General features: G+C 64.3%; 13 protein-coding genes and 1 tRNA gene. 10 read left to right on the top strand and 4 right to left on the bottom strand.

Features of this window, described 5'->3' with window-relative positions:
- Window positions 1-30: 30 nt before the first annotated feature.
- Entirely contained in the window at window positions 31-357 is a 327-nt protein-coding gene (locus KXC42_RS24790; protein WP_032395790.1) for a cupin domain-containing protein, read from the top strand.
- Here KXC42_RS24790 and KXC42_RS24785 read toward each other — a convergent pair.
- Both KXC42_RS24785 and KXC42_RS24780 read right to left on the bottom strand, forming a co-directional pair.
- Window positions 350-1,210: a universal stress protein gene (locus KXC42_RS24785; protein WP_064257158.1), complete on the bottom strand. Its 861-nt coding sequence runs from the start codon at window positions 1,208-1,210 to the stop codon at window positions 350-352. The genes KXC42_RS24790 and KXC42_RS24785 overlap by 8 nt on opposite strands.
- Before the next feature lie 98 nt (window positions 1,211-1,308).
- Entirely contained in the window at window positions 1,309-2,340 is a 1,032-nt protein-coding gene (locus KXC42_RS24780; RefSeq protein ID WP_245687989.1) for an acyl-ACP desaturase, read from the bottom strand.
- A gap of 234 nt (window positions 2,341-2,574) precedes the next feature.
- Here KXC42_RS24780 and KXC42_RS24775 point away from each other — a divergent pair, with 234 nt between their 5' ends.
- The 9 genes from KXC42_RS24775 to KXC42_RS27660 all read left to right on the top strand — a co-directional run bounded on the left by KXC42_RS24775 (window position 2,575) and on the right by KXC42_RS27660 (window position 13,181).
- Window positions 2,575-3,774, top strand: coding sequence for a CdaR family transcriptional regulator (locus tag KXC42_RS24775; protein ID WP_230592574.1), 1,200 nt, complete (start codon window positions 2,575-2,577; stop codon window positions 3,772-3,774).
- An 87-nt stretch (window positions 3,775-3,861) separates the two neighbouring features.
- Window positions 3,862-4,563, top strand: a complete 702-nt coding sequence (locus KXC42_RS24770) for an ABC transporter ATP-binding protein (RefSeq protein WP_057479335.1) — start codon at window positions 3,862-3,864, stop codon at window positions 4,561-4,563.
- A gap of 50 nt (window positions 4,564-4,613) precedes the next feature.
- On the top strand, window positions 4,614-7,031 hold the full coding sequence (locus tag KXC42_RS24765; protein ID WP_156665550.1) for an FtsX-like permease family protein: 2,418 nt from the start codon (window positions 4,614-4,616) through the stop codon (window positions 7,029-7,031).
- Window positions 7,032-7,201: 170 nt separating this feature from the next.
- Window positions 7,202-7,828 (top strand): isochorismatase family protein, encoded by a 627-nt coding sequence (locus KXC42_RS24760; RefSeq protein WP_064257161.1) that lies wholly within the window; start codon window positions 7,202-7,204, stop codon window positions 7,826-7,828.
- 114 nt (window positions 7,829-7,942) lie between these two features.
- A tRNA-Arg gene (locus tag KXC42_RS24755) sits at window positions 7,943-8,018 on the top strand.
- Window positions 8,019-8,093: 75 nt separating this feature from the next.
- Window positions 8,094-8,852 (top strand): CPBP family intramembrane glutamic endopeptidase, encoded by a 759-nt coding sequence (locus tag KXC42_RS24750; RefSeq protein ID WP_156665549.1) that lies wholly within the window; start codon window positions 8,094-8,096, stop codon window positions 8,850-8,852.
- Between the two features lie 76 nt (window positions 8,853-8,928).
- A complete protein-coding gene (locus KXC42_RS24745) occupies window positions 8,929-10,284 on the top strand; it encodes an HNH endonuclease signature motif containing protein (RefSeq protein ID WP_082900148.1) in 1,356 nt (451 codons plus the stop codon).
- 222 nt (window positions 10,285-10,506) lie between these two features.
- On the top strand, window positions 10,507-11,910 hold the full coding sequence (locus tag KXC42_RS24740) for a DEAD/DEAH box helicase (RefSeq protein ID WP_057479224.1): 1,404 nt from the start codon (window positions 10,507-10,509) through the stop codon (window positions 11,908-11,910).
- Window positions 11,911-12,137: 227 nt separating this feature from the next.
- Window positions 12,138-13,181 (top strand): DUF2232 domain-containing protein, encoded by a 1,044-nt coding sequence (locus KXC42_RS27660; RefSeq protein ID WP_269454825.1) that lies wholly within the window; start codon window positions 12,138-12,140, stop codon window positions 13,179-13,181.
- Between the two features lie 97 nt (window positions 13,182-13,278).
- Here KXC42_RS27660 and KXC42_RS24730 read toward each other — a convergent pair whose 3' ends face one another.
- Window positions 13,279-13,713 (bottom strand): hypothetical protein, encoded by a 435-nt coding sequence (locus KXC42_RS24730; RefSeq protein WP_197481895.1) that lies wholly within the window; start codon window positions 13,711-13,713, stop codon window positions 13,279-13,281.
- Window positions 13,714-14,019: 306 nt separating this feature from the next.
- Window positions 14,020-14,478, bottom strand: coding sequence for a hypothetical protein (locus KXC42_RS24725; protein WP_064257162.1), 459 nt, complete (start codon window positions 14,476-14,478; stop codon window positions 14,020-14,022).
- Between the last annotated feature and the right edge of the window lie 69 nt (window positions 14,479-14,547).

The following is a 14,547-nucleotide window of genomic DNA, read 5'->3' as shown; positions in this document are numbered from 1 at the left end:
GACCGCAGACCGTGCGTCATACTGACGATCATGGACAAGAAGTCACTCACCGCACTTGCCCGCCAACAACTCAAGCTCGCCGTCGGTGCGTCGAGTGGCCGCAGTTCGCAGACGGTGTACGGCGGTCACCGACGCCACCTGAGGCAGACTGTCGTGGCGTTGGCCGCCGGTAACAAGTTGGCCGAACACGACCTGTCCGGCGAGTCGACGGTGCTGGTGCTGAGCGGAAAGCTCGAGCTGATCAGCGGCGAGCGATCCTGGAAGGGCTCGACCGGCGATCTGCTCGTCATCCCCGACGCCCGCCACAGCGTCGAGGCCCTCGAAGACGTGAGCTTTTTGCTGACCGTCGCTATGTGAGTGCTTTTCGCACTACCAACACCGGGCAGTCCGCGGTGTTGACGAGAGCGAAACTCGTGGACCCCAGCAGCATTCCACCGAATCCGCCGCGTCCCCGGTTGCCCACCACTATCAGTGCTGCGGTTTCGGACAGGCCACTGAGTACCCGTACCGGTCGGTCCTGCGCCACGATGCGCTGCACCTCGACCTCGGGGAACCGCTCCTGCCAGCCGGCGAGGCTCTCTGCCAGCAGTGCCTCTTCGCCGTCGGCAATGGCGTGCCAATCCTTGGGCGCGCGGCCGAACGATTGCGTCAGATCCACATCGGACCACACGTGTACCGCGATCAATACGGCATCGCGCGCCGACGCTTCGACGAACGCCGACTCGACGGCAGTCTGATTGACGTCCGATCCATCGATGCCGACAACGACCGGGCCCTCGGCGACCCGACGACCGTCGATGTCACGGCCCCGCACCACTGCCACCGGCGAGACGCTGTGGGCCGCCAAAGACAATGTGACAGCGCCGGTTTCACTGGCGCCGATCACCAGAATCTCGGCCTGCGCCGAGACGCCGATGAGAACGTCCATGACGCCGCCCTCGATGGCGCTCGACGTCACCTCGAACGCGGGATCGTCGACGACCAGCGCGGCCAGGGTCTCTGCCGCCACCAACCTGGACTTGGCCGTCGCAACGAATTCCGTTGCTTCTCCGGCGAATTCGCTCAGATCGACAACTCCCGGCATGTCGACGGCAGTGACGATGTGCAACCGCCGATCGCGTCGATGCGCGCACAAGGCCGCCCAGATCACTGCCTTGTCCGCCGCGGCGGATCCGTCTATACCGACGATGATCGGTCGAGAGCCTGTCACGATGGGGGCCTCCGGTCGTTGCCCCGAACACAAGGTGTGGAGCGTGAAGAAGAGTAGGAGTTCAGGTTAGTCGATCCACCCCGTCGAGGTAAGTGGTGTCAGCTGGCGCGCAATGCGTTTGCGTACTCCCGCGTTCGCACAGAGCTGCGTTCGATGGTGGCGGCCTGGGCATCGAGATGGTCCAAGTAGTCCGCCAATTGATCGCGACTACGCGCCCCGGCACCGAGATCTGTCCGCTCGAAGATGCGCCACTGGGCCAACATGGGCCGCAGTACCTCGTCGAGATGGCGCGCAAGGTCGTAGATGCCGTCGCGCGCGATGAGCATCGCACTGCGCGCGAAACCGGGGAGGTTGGTACCCGGTAGCTGGAAATTCATGACGACCTCGGTGATGGCGGTGACCGTCAGGCCGGGTGCCACGGTGAGCGCTGCCGAGACCAAGTTCGCGAAGAATCGGACGTGCAGTTCCTGATCGGCGACGATGCGTCCGAGGAGACGATCCGCCACCGGATCATGGCACTGGTCCGCGGTGTTGCGATGACTGATAGTCGAGACCGACTCGTCGAGGACCACCTGAACCAGTGACCGAAGCAGGTGTGCACCGTTCATGGGGGCGTCGAACCCCACCGTCATACATTGCGCTCGAGCTCGTCCGAGGGCGACCGGATCGACGCTGCGGGTGGCGACCAGGTAATCGGTGAGGGCCACCGAGTGCCGACGTCGTTCGCTGCTCCAGTCGGTGAGCCAGGACGGCCAGGCACCGATCTCGGTTGCCCCTGCATCTCGGCGGTAGAGCGGAATGTTCTGCTCGACCAGAAGATTGGTCACCAACGCGGCTTTGGCAGTTTCGGTCAGCGGCGAGGGACGCGATCCCCAGTACATCTCGGCACGCACGAAATCGGCCGGTACCCACTGAACCGACTCGACACGGTGACGGGCGAGATTTTCCTCGATCGTCGGGCGCAACTCCCGGAGGACAGTGAACTGACCGATATCACTGTGCATGCTCGTCCCTTCGTTGCCCACTCCCGACGGGATCAAGGTAGATGTGCGCCGCGTGCGCCGTGAACAGCTTCCCGATTGTTTAGGGCAAGTCGCAGCCGGCCACGTCGGTCGCTCGAGATAGATCACAACGAGTTTTGCCGAAACCATGGATCACACGTAGATAACAACCTATGATCGATCCTGTTAGAGGCCAGGAAACAAACTTGAAGTACGAAAACGACGCGGTTTCAGGTTCGATTGTTTACATTGAGCCATCGAAGCGCGTTGATACGCGCCAGTAAGTTTGCAGTCCGTATGACCTGAAGAACCAACACGAAGGGTTGATCTGTGACCGTTCACAACTCGACTAGCCTCGGAATCATGGTCGCGGGTCAGCCTGCGTCGGCTCCTCTTCGCGATTTCCGCGCGGTGGCGCGGCTCCTGGTAGGACACTTCGCAGCCAACACTCCCTGCGGGTCGTTGCCAGGCGAACAGCTCCACGGCGACGTCACCGAATTCACCGTCAAATGCATCAGCATCGCGGTCCAGATGCTCGACGAGCGCCGCGCCCCGGCGGAATCCGACCTGGCCGAGCTTCGCGCCAAGGCCAGCCAGTGGGCTCGCGAAGGAGTTCCGCTCGAATCGGTGCTCAGCGTCTACCACGAGGGCATCCAGATCGGCTGGAATCTCGTGTCGAAGCGAGCGGGTGAGGGCGATGCAGCGCAGCTGATCGAGGCCGCGCGCATGTTCGTGCTGCTGTCGGAGAAGGTATCCATCGCCGCCAGCAAGAGCTATGTGGAAGAACTGCAGGCCGTGGCCAGCGAACACCACACTGCAGCGCACACTCTGGTCACCTCACTTCTCAGCGGCCACAACGCGGTGTCGATGGCACGTCAGTCCGGCATCGAACTCGCCGACAGCTACCTCGTGCTCGCCATCTCGGTGCCGCCGCACCCGGACGAGAACGACCCCAACATCCAGAAGACGGTCGCCGCTCGCAGAAAGCTGCGTCGTGTCCAGGCCGAGCTGGCCACGATCTGCGGCCGCACTCCCCTGTCCTTGCTGAGCACCGAGGGTGGCACCGTCCTGATTCCCGGTGTCCACGACGACGAGTGGGTCGAGGCTCTGGTGCATCGCATCGGTACCGCCGCCGAGGTGCCCGTCACCGTCACGGCCGAGCAGGCCGCCACTGCGGACATCCCCACCGCAGCCGATCAGGTCCACGAACTGCTGTCTCTGGCCCATCAACTGCACCGCCCGTCCGGCCTGTACCGCATGGACGATCTCGTGCTGGAGTACCAGCTGACGCGTCCGGGCCCCGGCCGACGCCACCTGACTCAGATACTCGAGCCGCTCGATTCGTCACCCGAGCTGCTCGAAACCCTGGAGATCCATATCTCGCACGATCTGAACCGTCAGCGGTCTGCTCGTCAGCTCCATCTGCACACCAACACCGTCGACTACCGCCTCAAGCGGATCGCACAGCTCACGGGCTTCGACCCCACACGTCCGTCCGGAATCCGACACCTGCAGGCCGCGCTGGTGGCCCGCCGACTCGAATCCTCGCGCGGCGCAGCTTGATCTGAGAGTTCCGAACGGTTTCTCGATCCGACGGCAGGTAGCGTCGAAGATACATTCGAGAAGCAAGGGGATTCGTCCGTGGCGAAGTTGATGCTGGAGTTGTCCGGGGTGGTCAAGGAGTACCCCACCGGAGAGCAACCGGTGCGGGCGTTGGACGGCATCGATCTCACGATCGAGGGCGGCCAGTTCGTCTCCCTCGTCGCACCGTCCGGTGCCGGCAAGTCGACGCTGCTGCACATGCTGGGCGCACTCGACACACCGACGTCGGGTTCCATCAGGTTCAACGATGTCGAAGTCACCACCCTCGACGACAACGCCCAATCCGATTTCCGACGCCACCAGGTGGGCTTCGTCTTCCAGTTCTTCAATCTGTTGCCGACGATGTCGGCGTGGGAGAACGTCGCCGTCCCCAAGTTGTTGGACGGCACTCCCATCAAGAAGGCCAAGGCCGACGCGATGCGACTGCTCGAGATGGTCGGGCTCTCGCAACGCTCCGAGCACCGGCCGGCGCAGCTGTCCGGTGGTCAGATCCAACGCATTGCGATCGCCCGAGCACTGATGATGAATCCGGCACTGTTGATCGCCGACGAACCCACCGGCAATCTCGACTCGAAGACCTCCCACAACATCCTCGAAATACTGGCGGACGTGGCACACGCCAGCGAGGGGCGTCGAGCAGTGGTGATGGCGACCCATGACCTCGAGGCGGCGCGCTCCACCGACCGCATCGTCAGCATGATCGACGGTCGCGTCGAGACCGACACACCGACGGCCGGTCTCGATCGGTGATCGGTACCGCTCTCAGCAGATTTCGAGTCATCAGCCTTCGCGACCTCCGCATGCACTGGGTGCGTTCGCTCGTGTCCGCGGGTGTCGTGGCCGTCGCCGCCGGGCTGCTCATCGCCGTCCTCGGCACCTACGGGTCGTTGACCGGATCCGTCGAACGTCTCGCGGTGACGATCGCAGGAAACGCGAGTTACGAAGTCGTCGGTGTCACCGACTCCGGCTTCGACCAGAGCGAACTCGACGTGGTGCGCTCCGTTCCCGGTGTCGACACGGCGGTTCCCCTGCTGCGCAGCACCGTTCGATCCGACGTCGGAGATCTGACGGTCCTCGGTGTCGACTCGTCCATCACGGCACTGCAGTCGGATCTGCAGGGCGCGGTCGGCAACGCGGCGGGACTGTTGTCCGATCCTTCCGGTGTATTGGTCGGAGCCGCAACGGGTCTGAATCAGGGAGACACCGTCACGATCGACGACGTTCCGACGGCGGTGGTCGGCGTGATCGACGGCCCCGGCACGCAACGCATCGGTGGGGGCATGTTCGCGGTTGCGCTCCTTCCCGCTGCGCAGGCACTCACCGATCGCCCCGATCAGCTCGATTCGATCTTCGTCCTGGGCAACGGCGACACACTGCGGTCCGACCTCGACGCCGCACTCGCCGGCCGAGTGTCGGTGATGAGCCCCGACTACCGGGCCGACCGCGCGAACCAGGCGATGAGTCTGACGCGCAATGCCACGCTGATGGTCTCGCTCATCGCATTCGTCGTCGCGGCCTTCCTCGTCTTCAACGTCATGAACATGGCCATCGCGAAGCGTCGACCCACCATTTCTCTCCTTCGCGCCGTCGGTGGACGCCGCGCGGATATCGTCCGCGACCTGCTGTTCGAGTCCGTCCTGGTCGGACTGGTCGGCGGTGCCGTCGGTGTTCCACTCGGAATCGCGATGGGCCGCATCGCCATCGAGAGCCTTCCGCCGTTCCTGTCGCAGGCATTCGACGCTCGAATCGAGTACGTGTTGCCAGGTTTTGCCATTCCCGTGGCGATCGCAGCGTGTGTACTGGCCTGCGTCGGAGCCTCGGCCGTCGCTGCGGTACAGGTGTATCGCATCTCGCCGATCGAGGCACTCGCCGTCGGCGGCGGAGAAACGGCAGGTGGACCACGTCGTCGATTCGTCGCTGCAGCCACCGCGTTCGGCCTCGTCGCCATTGCCGGATCGTTCGTGTTCGCCGTCAACGTCGACGGCCAACTGACCCTCGGTGCCGGAGCGCTGTTCATGTTCGGCGTCGTTGCGCTGTGCGTCGGGGGGACGGGACCGATCGTGTCGGCCACGGCGGCCGTCCCTCGCCGCTGGGGTGGTGCCGGCCGGCTGGCCACCGCCACCATCGAACGTGCCCCGCGACGGATCTGGGCAACGGTCATGACGATCGTGATTGCGGTGGGAGTCAGTGTCGGAGTGTCGGGTTCGTTGGCCAACATGACCGACTCGGCGGCCGAATCGCTGTCGTCGTTGGCGAACACCGACCTGTACGTGTCGATGTCCTCGCCCGACGCCATACCGTCGGGCCCCATCGTTCCTACGGAGGTGGCAGACGCCGTCCGTTCGACGCCCGGTGTCGCTCGCGTCGTCGAGGGGCAGTGGGCATACGCAACGATCGACGGCGAGACGGTATCCATCCAGGGCGTCGCCGACGGCAGCAATGCGGTGACGCTCGCATCGCTCACCGACACCGTGCGGTCCCAGGTGCTCGCAGGTGACGGTGTGGTGCTGTCCCAGGGGTTCGGCAGGACGTTGGGTGTATCGGTGGGCGACTACATCGATCTGCCGACGCCGACGGGCGTGAAGAACGTGCGAGTGCTGGATCTGGTCCAGTACATCAATGCCGCGGGCGGCACGATGGCAATCTCGCTGGACTCGATGCAGCGTTGGTACGACCGACCCGGCGCGACCTACCTGGAGATCGGCGTCGACGGAGACGTTGCGGCCGTTGAGGATTCGTTGCGTTCGACACTGCCGCCCGAGGTCTTCGTGTACACCGGCGCTGCCGCACTCGAGGGCACCAGCGCTGCCATCAGACAGTCCGGCGCACTGGCCATCGCGTTGCAGTGGATCGTCGCGCTCGTCGCCGCGGTCGCGTTGCTCAACACGTTGACGCTGTCGGTCCTGGAGCGTCGACGCGAACTCGGCGTACTGCGAGCCATGGGCGGTGGACGGGGAACCCTGGCACGAATGGTGTTGGCGGAGGCACTGTCGGTCGGCATCGTGGGCGGCGTGCTCGGCCTGATCATCGGCGCGGGTCTGCAGTATCTGAGCACCTTGATCCTCGGCGCCAGCATCGGAATCCCGGTTGCCTACACCGCCGGTTGGTCGGTGCTGCTGTACGGCCTCGTCGCCCTGGGCCTGTCGCTGCTGGGCTCGGCTCCACCCGCCGTGCACGCCTCGCGACTGAACATCGTGGAGGCCATTGCGGCGGACTAGGTTGTGGGCGGGGCCTCTGGATTCGGCGGGTCGGCAGGATTCGCGGGGCCTCTGGATTTCGCAAACGCGCGCGCGTTTGCCAGGTGCGAGCGGAATGGTCAGCGGACGTATAGCAGGACTGCGCGCGCCTAGCGAATGCGCGCGCGTTTGCGGGAGGGAAGGGTTGTCGGATGGCCACATTCAGCGTCGCAGCAGAGGACTACGACGCCGACGCTCTGCTCGACTGCTCGGGCGGCCCGGAGTGGGAGTTGGTTCCTCAGCGAGCCGCCCTCCTGGTCCACGACATGCAGCCGTACTACCTCAACGTGCTCGACGACTCTGTCCGCTCGAAAGTGTTTGCGGCGGCATCGGAGGTGGTCGCGTGGGCGCGGTCGAGTGGGGTACCCATTCTGGCCAGTGCTCCACGAGCGGCGAGTGACGTCGCCCAGCGGGGACTGCTGGGACCGATGTGGGGGTTGGGCCCAAACGCCGAGGAGGTAGCGATCACCGAGCCGGACTTCGCTCCGATCGCAAAGCGAAGTTACAGCGCCTTCTACGCCACCGATCTGGAGGTCGAATTGCGCCGACGCGGCCGTGACCAGCTCATCATCGTGGGCGTGTTCGCGTCGGCGGGAATTTTGGCGACGACGTTCGACGCTTCCGCCCGCGATATTGAGTGCTTCGTCGGCGTCGAAGCGATTGCCGATTACACCGCTCACCAGCACCGCACCGCATTGAAGCTGATTGCGTCACTGACCGGTCGAGTGGCGTCGATCCAGAACCTGCTTCCCGATCCGCGGGGTGGGCCGCTAGACTAGCGAGCGCGATGTGGGTCGGCTGTGCACTCTGGCAGCAAACCTATCCGCAACCGATTGTTCCGAAAATCGAAAAATGTTGCGCTGCAGCAGTTTACGATCAACGGACAGTTACCAGCCTTCGTAGCTCAGGGGATAGAGCAACCCTCTCCTAAAGGGTAGGTCGCAGGTTCGAATCCTGCCGAGGGCACCACAGAGCGCTGCAAGACTGCCATGATGCCCGGGTGCGGCACTTGCGGAGGCGAGCGTATGGCGAAATAGTGCAGGTGTGGACCACTCCCCTGACGAGCATGCGCCACTCGTCCACCTGAACCACAAGAGTTTCCCGCAATTCACCGGCTCGCCACTGCCTACACCCACCGTGGGCGACGTCGCGTTGGCCTTCGTCAGCGGGTTCGGGGGAACGACGATCGGCGGACTGATCGGGGCCGTGGCGGGGTTCATGATCGGCGGGGTCGCCGAGGCAGCTTTGCTCGCCATGGTTCTGGCCGGCATCATCGGATGCGCCGGCCTCTATTTCGCGTTGATCCGTCGACGTCGATGGTCGCTGTCGGACTTGGGTTTTCGATCCCCCGCGCACAGCCTCCTCCATCTCCTGTGGCAGGTTCCGCTCCTGATGCTCCTCGCCGTGCTGGCCACGGCCGGAATTGGCGCACTCCTCGACGTCGCACCGGACGGCAATCAGAACGCGATAGTGAAGGACGCCGTAGAAATCGGACCGGCCTCGATCGCCGCGATACTCGTGCTGATCGCGGGCGTTGTTCCCTTGATAGAGGAAATAGTGTTTCGCAGGATCCTGCTCGATTGGCTCAGGTCCAAGATGCCGACAGCGGTCAGTGCTGCGCTTGTCACCATCGTCTTCGCACTGTGCCACATTGCACCGCCGGCGATGCTGTACATCCTCTTCCTGGGCACCGGCCTTGTTGCACTCCGTCTCTGGTATCGATCGCTCTGGGCTCCGCTGATTTTGCACGCATTCAACAACGCCGTTGTCAGCTCCATCGCCATCGCAGTAGTGCTCACCTGACGTCCGAAGCAGGTCTTGCGTACCATCGAATTCACCCGTACTATCGAACATGCATTCGAGTACTGGGGAGGAACTCGTGGTCACAGCTTTGAAAAATTTGCCGCTGACACCTGATGAGGTGTTGCGTTTCGTCGCACGTCTTCAGGCGTCCGATGTCGTTGTCGACGCAGCAGCAGGCATCGATTTGATCTCCGCTCTCGAGACGGTCAAGTGCGTCAGCGTGGCAACGCAAGCCGTGGTGACCGATGCCGTCGCAACAGCCATCAGCAACGAACGCAAAGAGCTCGGCAAACCGAAAGCTCAGTGGCGCAGCGGGATTGCGTCACAGATCGGCTTGGCCCGACGCGAATCGCCGAACCGTGGCGGCACTCACCTCGGACTCGCACGCGCGCTGGTGCACGAAATGCCGCACACTCTCGCGCGCCTGAAAGCCGGCGAACTCAACGAGTGGCGGGTCATGATTCTTGCTCGCGAGACGGCGTGCCTCACCGTCGACGATCGCCGCACCATCGACGAACGATTGTGCGCAGACCCCGCGACATTGGCCGGTGCCGGCGACCGCACCATCGAGGGTCGCGCTCGCGCACTTGCCAACGAACTCGACGCCGCCTCCCAGGTGAAGCGGCGTGCGAAGGCATACGCAGCTCGGCGCACCAGCACCCGCCCCGCACCCGAATCCATGGGTTTCTTCACCGTCCTCACATCGATGGAGAAGTCCGTCTGCATGTGGGCCACGCTGCGACGAGATGCCGACACCATCATCAACTCGGGCGGCGACACACGCACGCGCGACCAGATCATGGCCGACCTCGTGTTCGAGCGGGTCACCGGCGCGTCAGCAGCCCAAGGCCCGCCAGTGACCGTCGACATCGTCATCTCCGATTCGACGCTGCTCGCCGGCGGTGACACGTCCGCATATCTGCACGGCTACGGCGAAATCCCGTCCGATGTCGCACGGCAACTGATTCGAGACGCGCTCGACGACGCACAAGGCAATGAGACGCACGTCGCATTACGTCGCCTCTATGCCCATCCGAAATCCGGAGCGCTGACGGCAGTGGAGTCCACGTCGCGAGGTTTTCCCACCGCGTTGGGACGCCTCATCGACCTCCGAGATCGCACCTGCCGCACCCCGTGGTGCGACGCGCCGATCCGACACCACGATCACATCCGGCCACACTCCGCGGGTGGTAAAACCAGCGCCGAAAACGGCGCAGGCCTTTGTGCCGCATGCAATTACGCGAAAGAAGGGGAAGGCTGGACGGCCGAAGCGCGGCGAGACAAACGCAACGCGCGACATCGGTACAGGCTCATCTCACCCACCGGCCACACCTATGACTCGAGTGCCCCGCCCATGCCGGTGGTCGAGCTCTACAACTCGCGAATCGAGAACGTGATGATCACGGGTCTCTTCGACGACGGCGCCGCGTGACGAACATGCACGGGAAGAGACCGAGCCACAACTCGGTTACACTCGGTGACGACGCGCGTAGCTGCACGTCAGACGTCGTGGAATGCTCCCGAATCACCATGTGCACCCCGCACAGGCTTCTCTTACGGCGATCGAAACTGCCCACCGGCAGTCTCGCCACCTTGCATCTCGGCCCAAGGCCCGCAGGTGCAACACCCTGCCCGAAAGGCACTTTTCATCACTATGACGACCCCACAAACATTTGCTGCACTCGGTGTACCCCAGGCCATCGCGGATGTACTCGCGAGCCAGGGCAAGACCGAAGCCTTCCCCATCCAGGCCGATACGCTCCCCGACACACTGCAGGGACGCGACGTGCTCGGACGCGGAAAGACCGGCAGCGGAAAGACACTCGCCTTCGCGATCCCGATGGTCGCTCGGCTCGCAGGCCAGCTTCCCGGCAATCGCAAGCCCGGCCGCCCGCGTGGCCTGATTCTCGCTCCGACGCGTGAGCTCGCCACCCAGATCGCCGTCGCAATCGAGCCCCTCGCCGCCGCGTACTCGCTGAAGGTCACCACGATCTTCGGTGGTGTGTCGCAGGTTCGCCAGGTCTCCGCGCTCAAGGGTGGAGTCGACATCGTCGTCGCCTGCCCCGGTCGCCTCGAAGACCTGATGAAGCAGCGCCACCTCACGCTCGACGGCGTTCAGATCACCGTCCTCGACGAGGCCGATCACATGGCCGATCTGGGCTTCCTGCCTGTCGTCACCCGCATCCTCGCCGCCACCCCGGACAAGGGTCAGCGCATGCTGTTCTCGGCGACACTGGACAACGGCGTCGACAAGCTGGTCAAGCGCTTCCTACACAACCAGATCACGCACTCCGTCGACGAGGCCACCTCCCACGTCGAGGCCATGACGCACAGCGTCTTCGAGGTCGACGGCGTCGAAGCCAAGAAGAAGCTAGTCCATCAGCTCGCCTCGGGCACCGGACGACGCATCCTGTTCATGCGCACCAAGCACCAGGCCCGCAAGCTGGCCAAGCAGCTCACCGACGCCGGAATCCCGTCCGTCGACCTGCACGGCAACCTCTCGCAGGCCGCACGTGACCGCAACCTCGCAGCCTTCTCCTCCGGCCAGGCTCGCGTTCTCGTCGCCACCGACGTCGCGGCCCGCGGCGTCCACGTCGACGACGTTCAGCTCGTCGTCCACGTCGATCCCCCGGCCGAGCACAAGGCGTACTTGCACCGCTCCGGCCGCACGGCGCGCGCCGGCAGCGCTGGCGACGTCGTGACCGTCGTCCTGCCCGAGCAGCGCAAGGACACCGCAGTGCTGCTGCGCAAGGCCGATATCAAGGTCACCCCGATCCGCGTCACCGCCGATTCGCCCGCAGTGGCGAACCTCGTCGGCGAGCAGGCCCGCTACGTCGAGCCTGCACCGCGAGTCGAGCAGGCACCCGCCCGCACCGGAGCCCCGCGCAACAGCAACGCTCGCCGCGGCGGCCCGGCCCGTTCGGGTGGTCAGCCGCGCAGTGGTGGTCAGCCGCGCAGCGGTGGCGGACAGCCCCGTTCCGGTGGACAGCCGCGTAGCGGTGGCGGCGGCCACAGCCGTCGTGCAGCAGGACCGGCTACGAGCCAGCGCAGCCGCTGATCTCGGCCTGAGCGCGGAAAGCCCTTTTTACGAGGGCTTTCCGCGCTTTTCTGTTCTCACGCTCACCACCGCAGCAACTGCGCAAAGACCGGCCGGCCCGAACCACGGAAGTCACGTCGAACAGTGTGTCTCGGTCGAGCTGGCACACTGGAGCGGTGACCGTCAGTTCTTCTCGCACTCCGAAGTCAGGGCCCCTCGGTCCTCAGGAATTGGCGACCGCCGCGGTCATGAGCAGCTTCACAGTCGCATTGACGGTGATCGGTGTGCTCGTGCCGATGGCAGCGATTCTTCAAGTCGTCGCGGCCGTTCCGATGTCGGTGGTCGCACTTCGGTATCGGACCCGTGCGCTTCTGACCGCTGCGGTAGCAGGCACCCTCGTCGGATTCGTCGCTGCCGGTACACAGACGGCACTCACCGTGGCGAGCGCGGCGCTGTTGGGCGGCCTGGTCGGGCGAGCGAAGCGCAAGAAGCAAGGCCTGTTCGGTGTGCTGGTCACCTCGATGGTCGTCGGGCCCGCACTGGGAGCCCTGACGGTGTTGCTCTTGCTGATCCTCGTTCCGCTGCGAACGTTGTTCCTCGACACCCTTCGCAACACCCTCGAGGGCGTGTCCAGGTTGCTCGAGCGCACGTCGGCCTTGCAGGGTGCCGCCGATGTGCTCCGCAGCAGCTCCACCGCGGTGCTCGACAACTGGTGGTGGTGGGTCGGCGGTTCCATCGCGTTCGGGATCGTCACCGGAACACTGTTCGCCTGGCTGATCCTCACCGCCATCCTCGACCGTCTCTCCACCATCCCCACCCCCGAAGCTCTTGTCTCGAGCACCGACGACGACGAGATCGGGCCGTTGCCGGTCACCCTCGCCTCGGTCGGTTATCGGTACCCGGGAAGCGCCACAGCTGCATTGACCGGAGTCGACCTACACATCGAACACGGTGAGTTCGTCGCGATCGTCGGTCACAACGGCTCCGGCAAATCGACCCTGACGAGGATCATCGCCGGCCTCGAACCGTCGGAAGGCACCGTCAGCGTGGCGTGGATGTGGAATGGCACGACCGGACCTGGTGTCGTTGCCCAACCGCTGAATCGGTCCAATACGGAATTTCACTATTCCCTCGAAGATGATCCGAGTATCTGGCTCGAAGGCAGAACGACGGCAGCGACACTTTCGCACGGATTGGGCATGTCGATTCCGGCGTTCATTGCCGCCGTCATCGCTCACCCGAAGGTGACCGGCAAAGATGCGACGGCCTGGCCGAAACCGGTACAACCCTGAGCCGTGGGCGATGGTCCTTGGGTACGCGGCGGAGTGCCGCATGAACGTTGTTCGCGTTGTCGCCGCCGATCGAGCAGGATGTGGCGTGGTGGGCTCGCTATTGAGCCAAAGAGCTGACCCGGTAGGTGATCTTGTTGGTGGTCGTTGTGGGCATGTCGTTGAGATACGAACTGAGCGCACGCGCGGCGTCGTTCGCGAGTGCCGTTGCAGCGCCGGGTGTTCGTGCGCGAGCAGTCACCGCGATCCCGGCGATGTCGGAGGCCCCAGTAATGGTCAGATCGGATTCGTAGTCTGCTGCCGCGCCGCCGCGTGTGTGTGCGAGGAGTTCAGCGGTCTTGGCGAGGTCCTCGGGGGTTGTCTGGATCCCGACGAAGACGTAACTCGTGGTTCCGGCATCGGGTTGCGTCGGTGTAACACTGAACTCGACGAGAGCCGTGCGGGTGAACGCGATCGTCTTCGTCCACCACAACCCGCCGAATACTGCGAGCACGAACACTGTTACGAGGACGATCAGGCGTTGCGGGCGTGTCACGGACTGCTCCTTCGTTCCTACAGCCGTCGGCGACGCGCGTGCGTCCCAGTATTCATCACGGGGCTCTCGGGCCGAGCTTCCGCTACCGCCCCGGGACCGCGGGCGGTAGCGGGGACTGTGCAGTGATGGGGCCGCATTGACAGGCGTGGCCTGTGTGCGGGTGAGAGTCCGTACGGTCCGGTCAATCCGAGTAGTCCTTTAGGGCTAATACTTTTGGCGGGGAAGCGCTTACGGCGTCGGCCCGGCGGGGAACGTCCTGCCCCTCGGAATACATGGATGTGACGGTGTGAAGGGCGGACAGAGAAGTTAGTCGGTGAACACCATGAACGCGACACGCGCCTGGCCGGTGTGCGCGAAGACTGCTGCGTTGACTAAATCGCAGAGGGCCTCGGCGCCGTAGTTCGCGATCCGTTGAGTCGAGAGTGGCGTCCGGCCGCGGGCGTACACCACCTTCCCCGCGACAGCCGTTGTGTCCTTGATGGTCAGACTCGACGCGTATTCGGATCTGTTGCCGCCGTATGTGTTTACGATCCGCTCGGCGACAAGCCTCACGATCTCGTCGTTCGAGAACGGGAAGGCCGCGATCACTGTGGGAGTGATGTCAGAAGGATCGCCGCGCGGAACGTAGACGAAGGTTTCGGCCGTGAACGCGACCGGTGATGAGCGGGTGAAGGCAATCGTCTTCGTCCACCACAGTCCGCCTATCGCGACGATCACGACAGCGACGACGATCAGAATGCGGTGTCGAACGACCAGAGGTCTCATCGGTTAGTTGTACCGTGCCGGACGCACTCGACAGGTCAACGTGGCCAGCGGCATTCGCGTCGGTGCGAG

Origin of the sequence: Rhodococcus sp. LW-XY12 (assembly GCF_019317345.1) — a bacterium.
Lineage (GTDB): Bacteria > Actinomycetota > Actinomycetes > Mycobacteriales > Mycobacteriaceae > Rhodococcus > Rhodococcus pyridinivorans.
The sequence above is the reverse complement of the archived record's forward strand: the minus strand, read 5'-3'. Positions and strand labels throughout refer to the sequence as shown.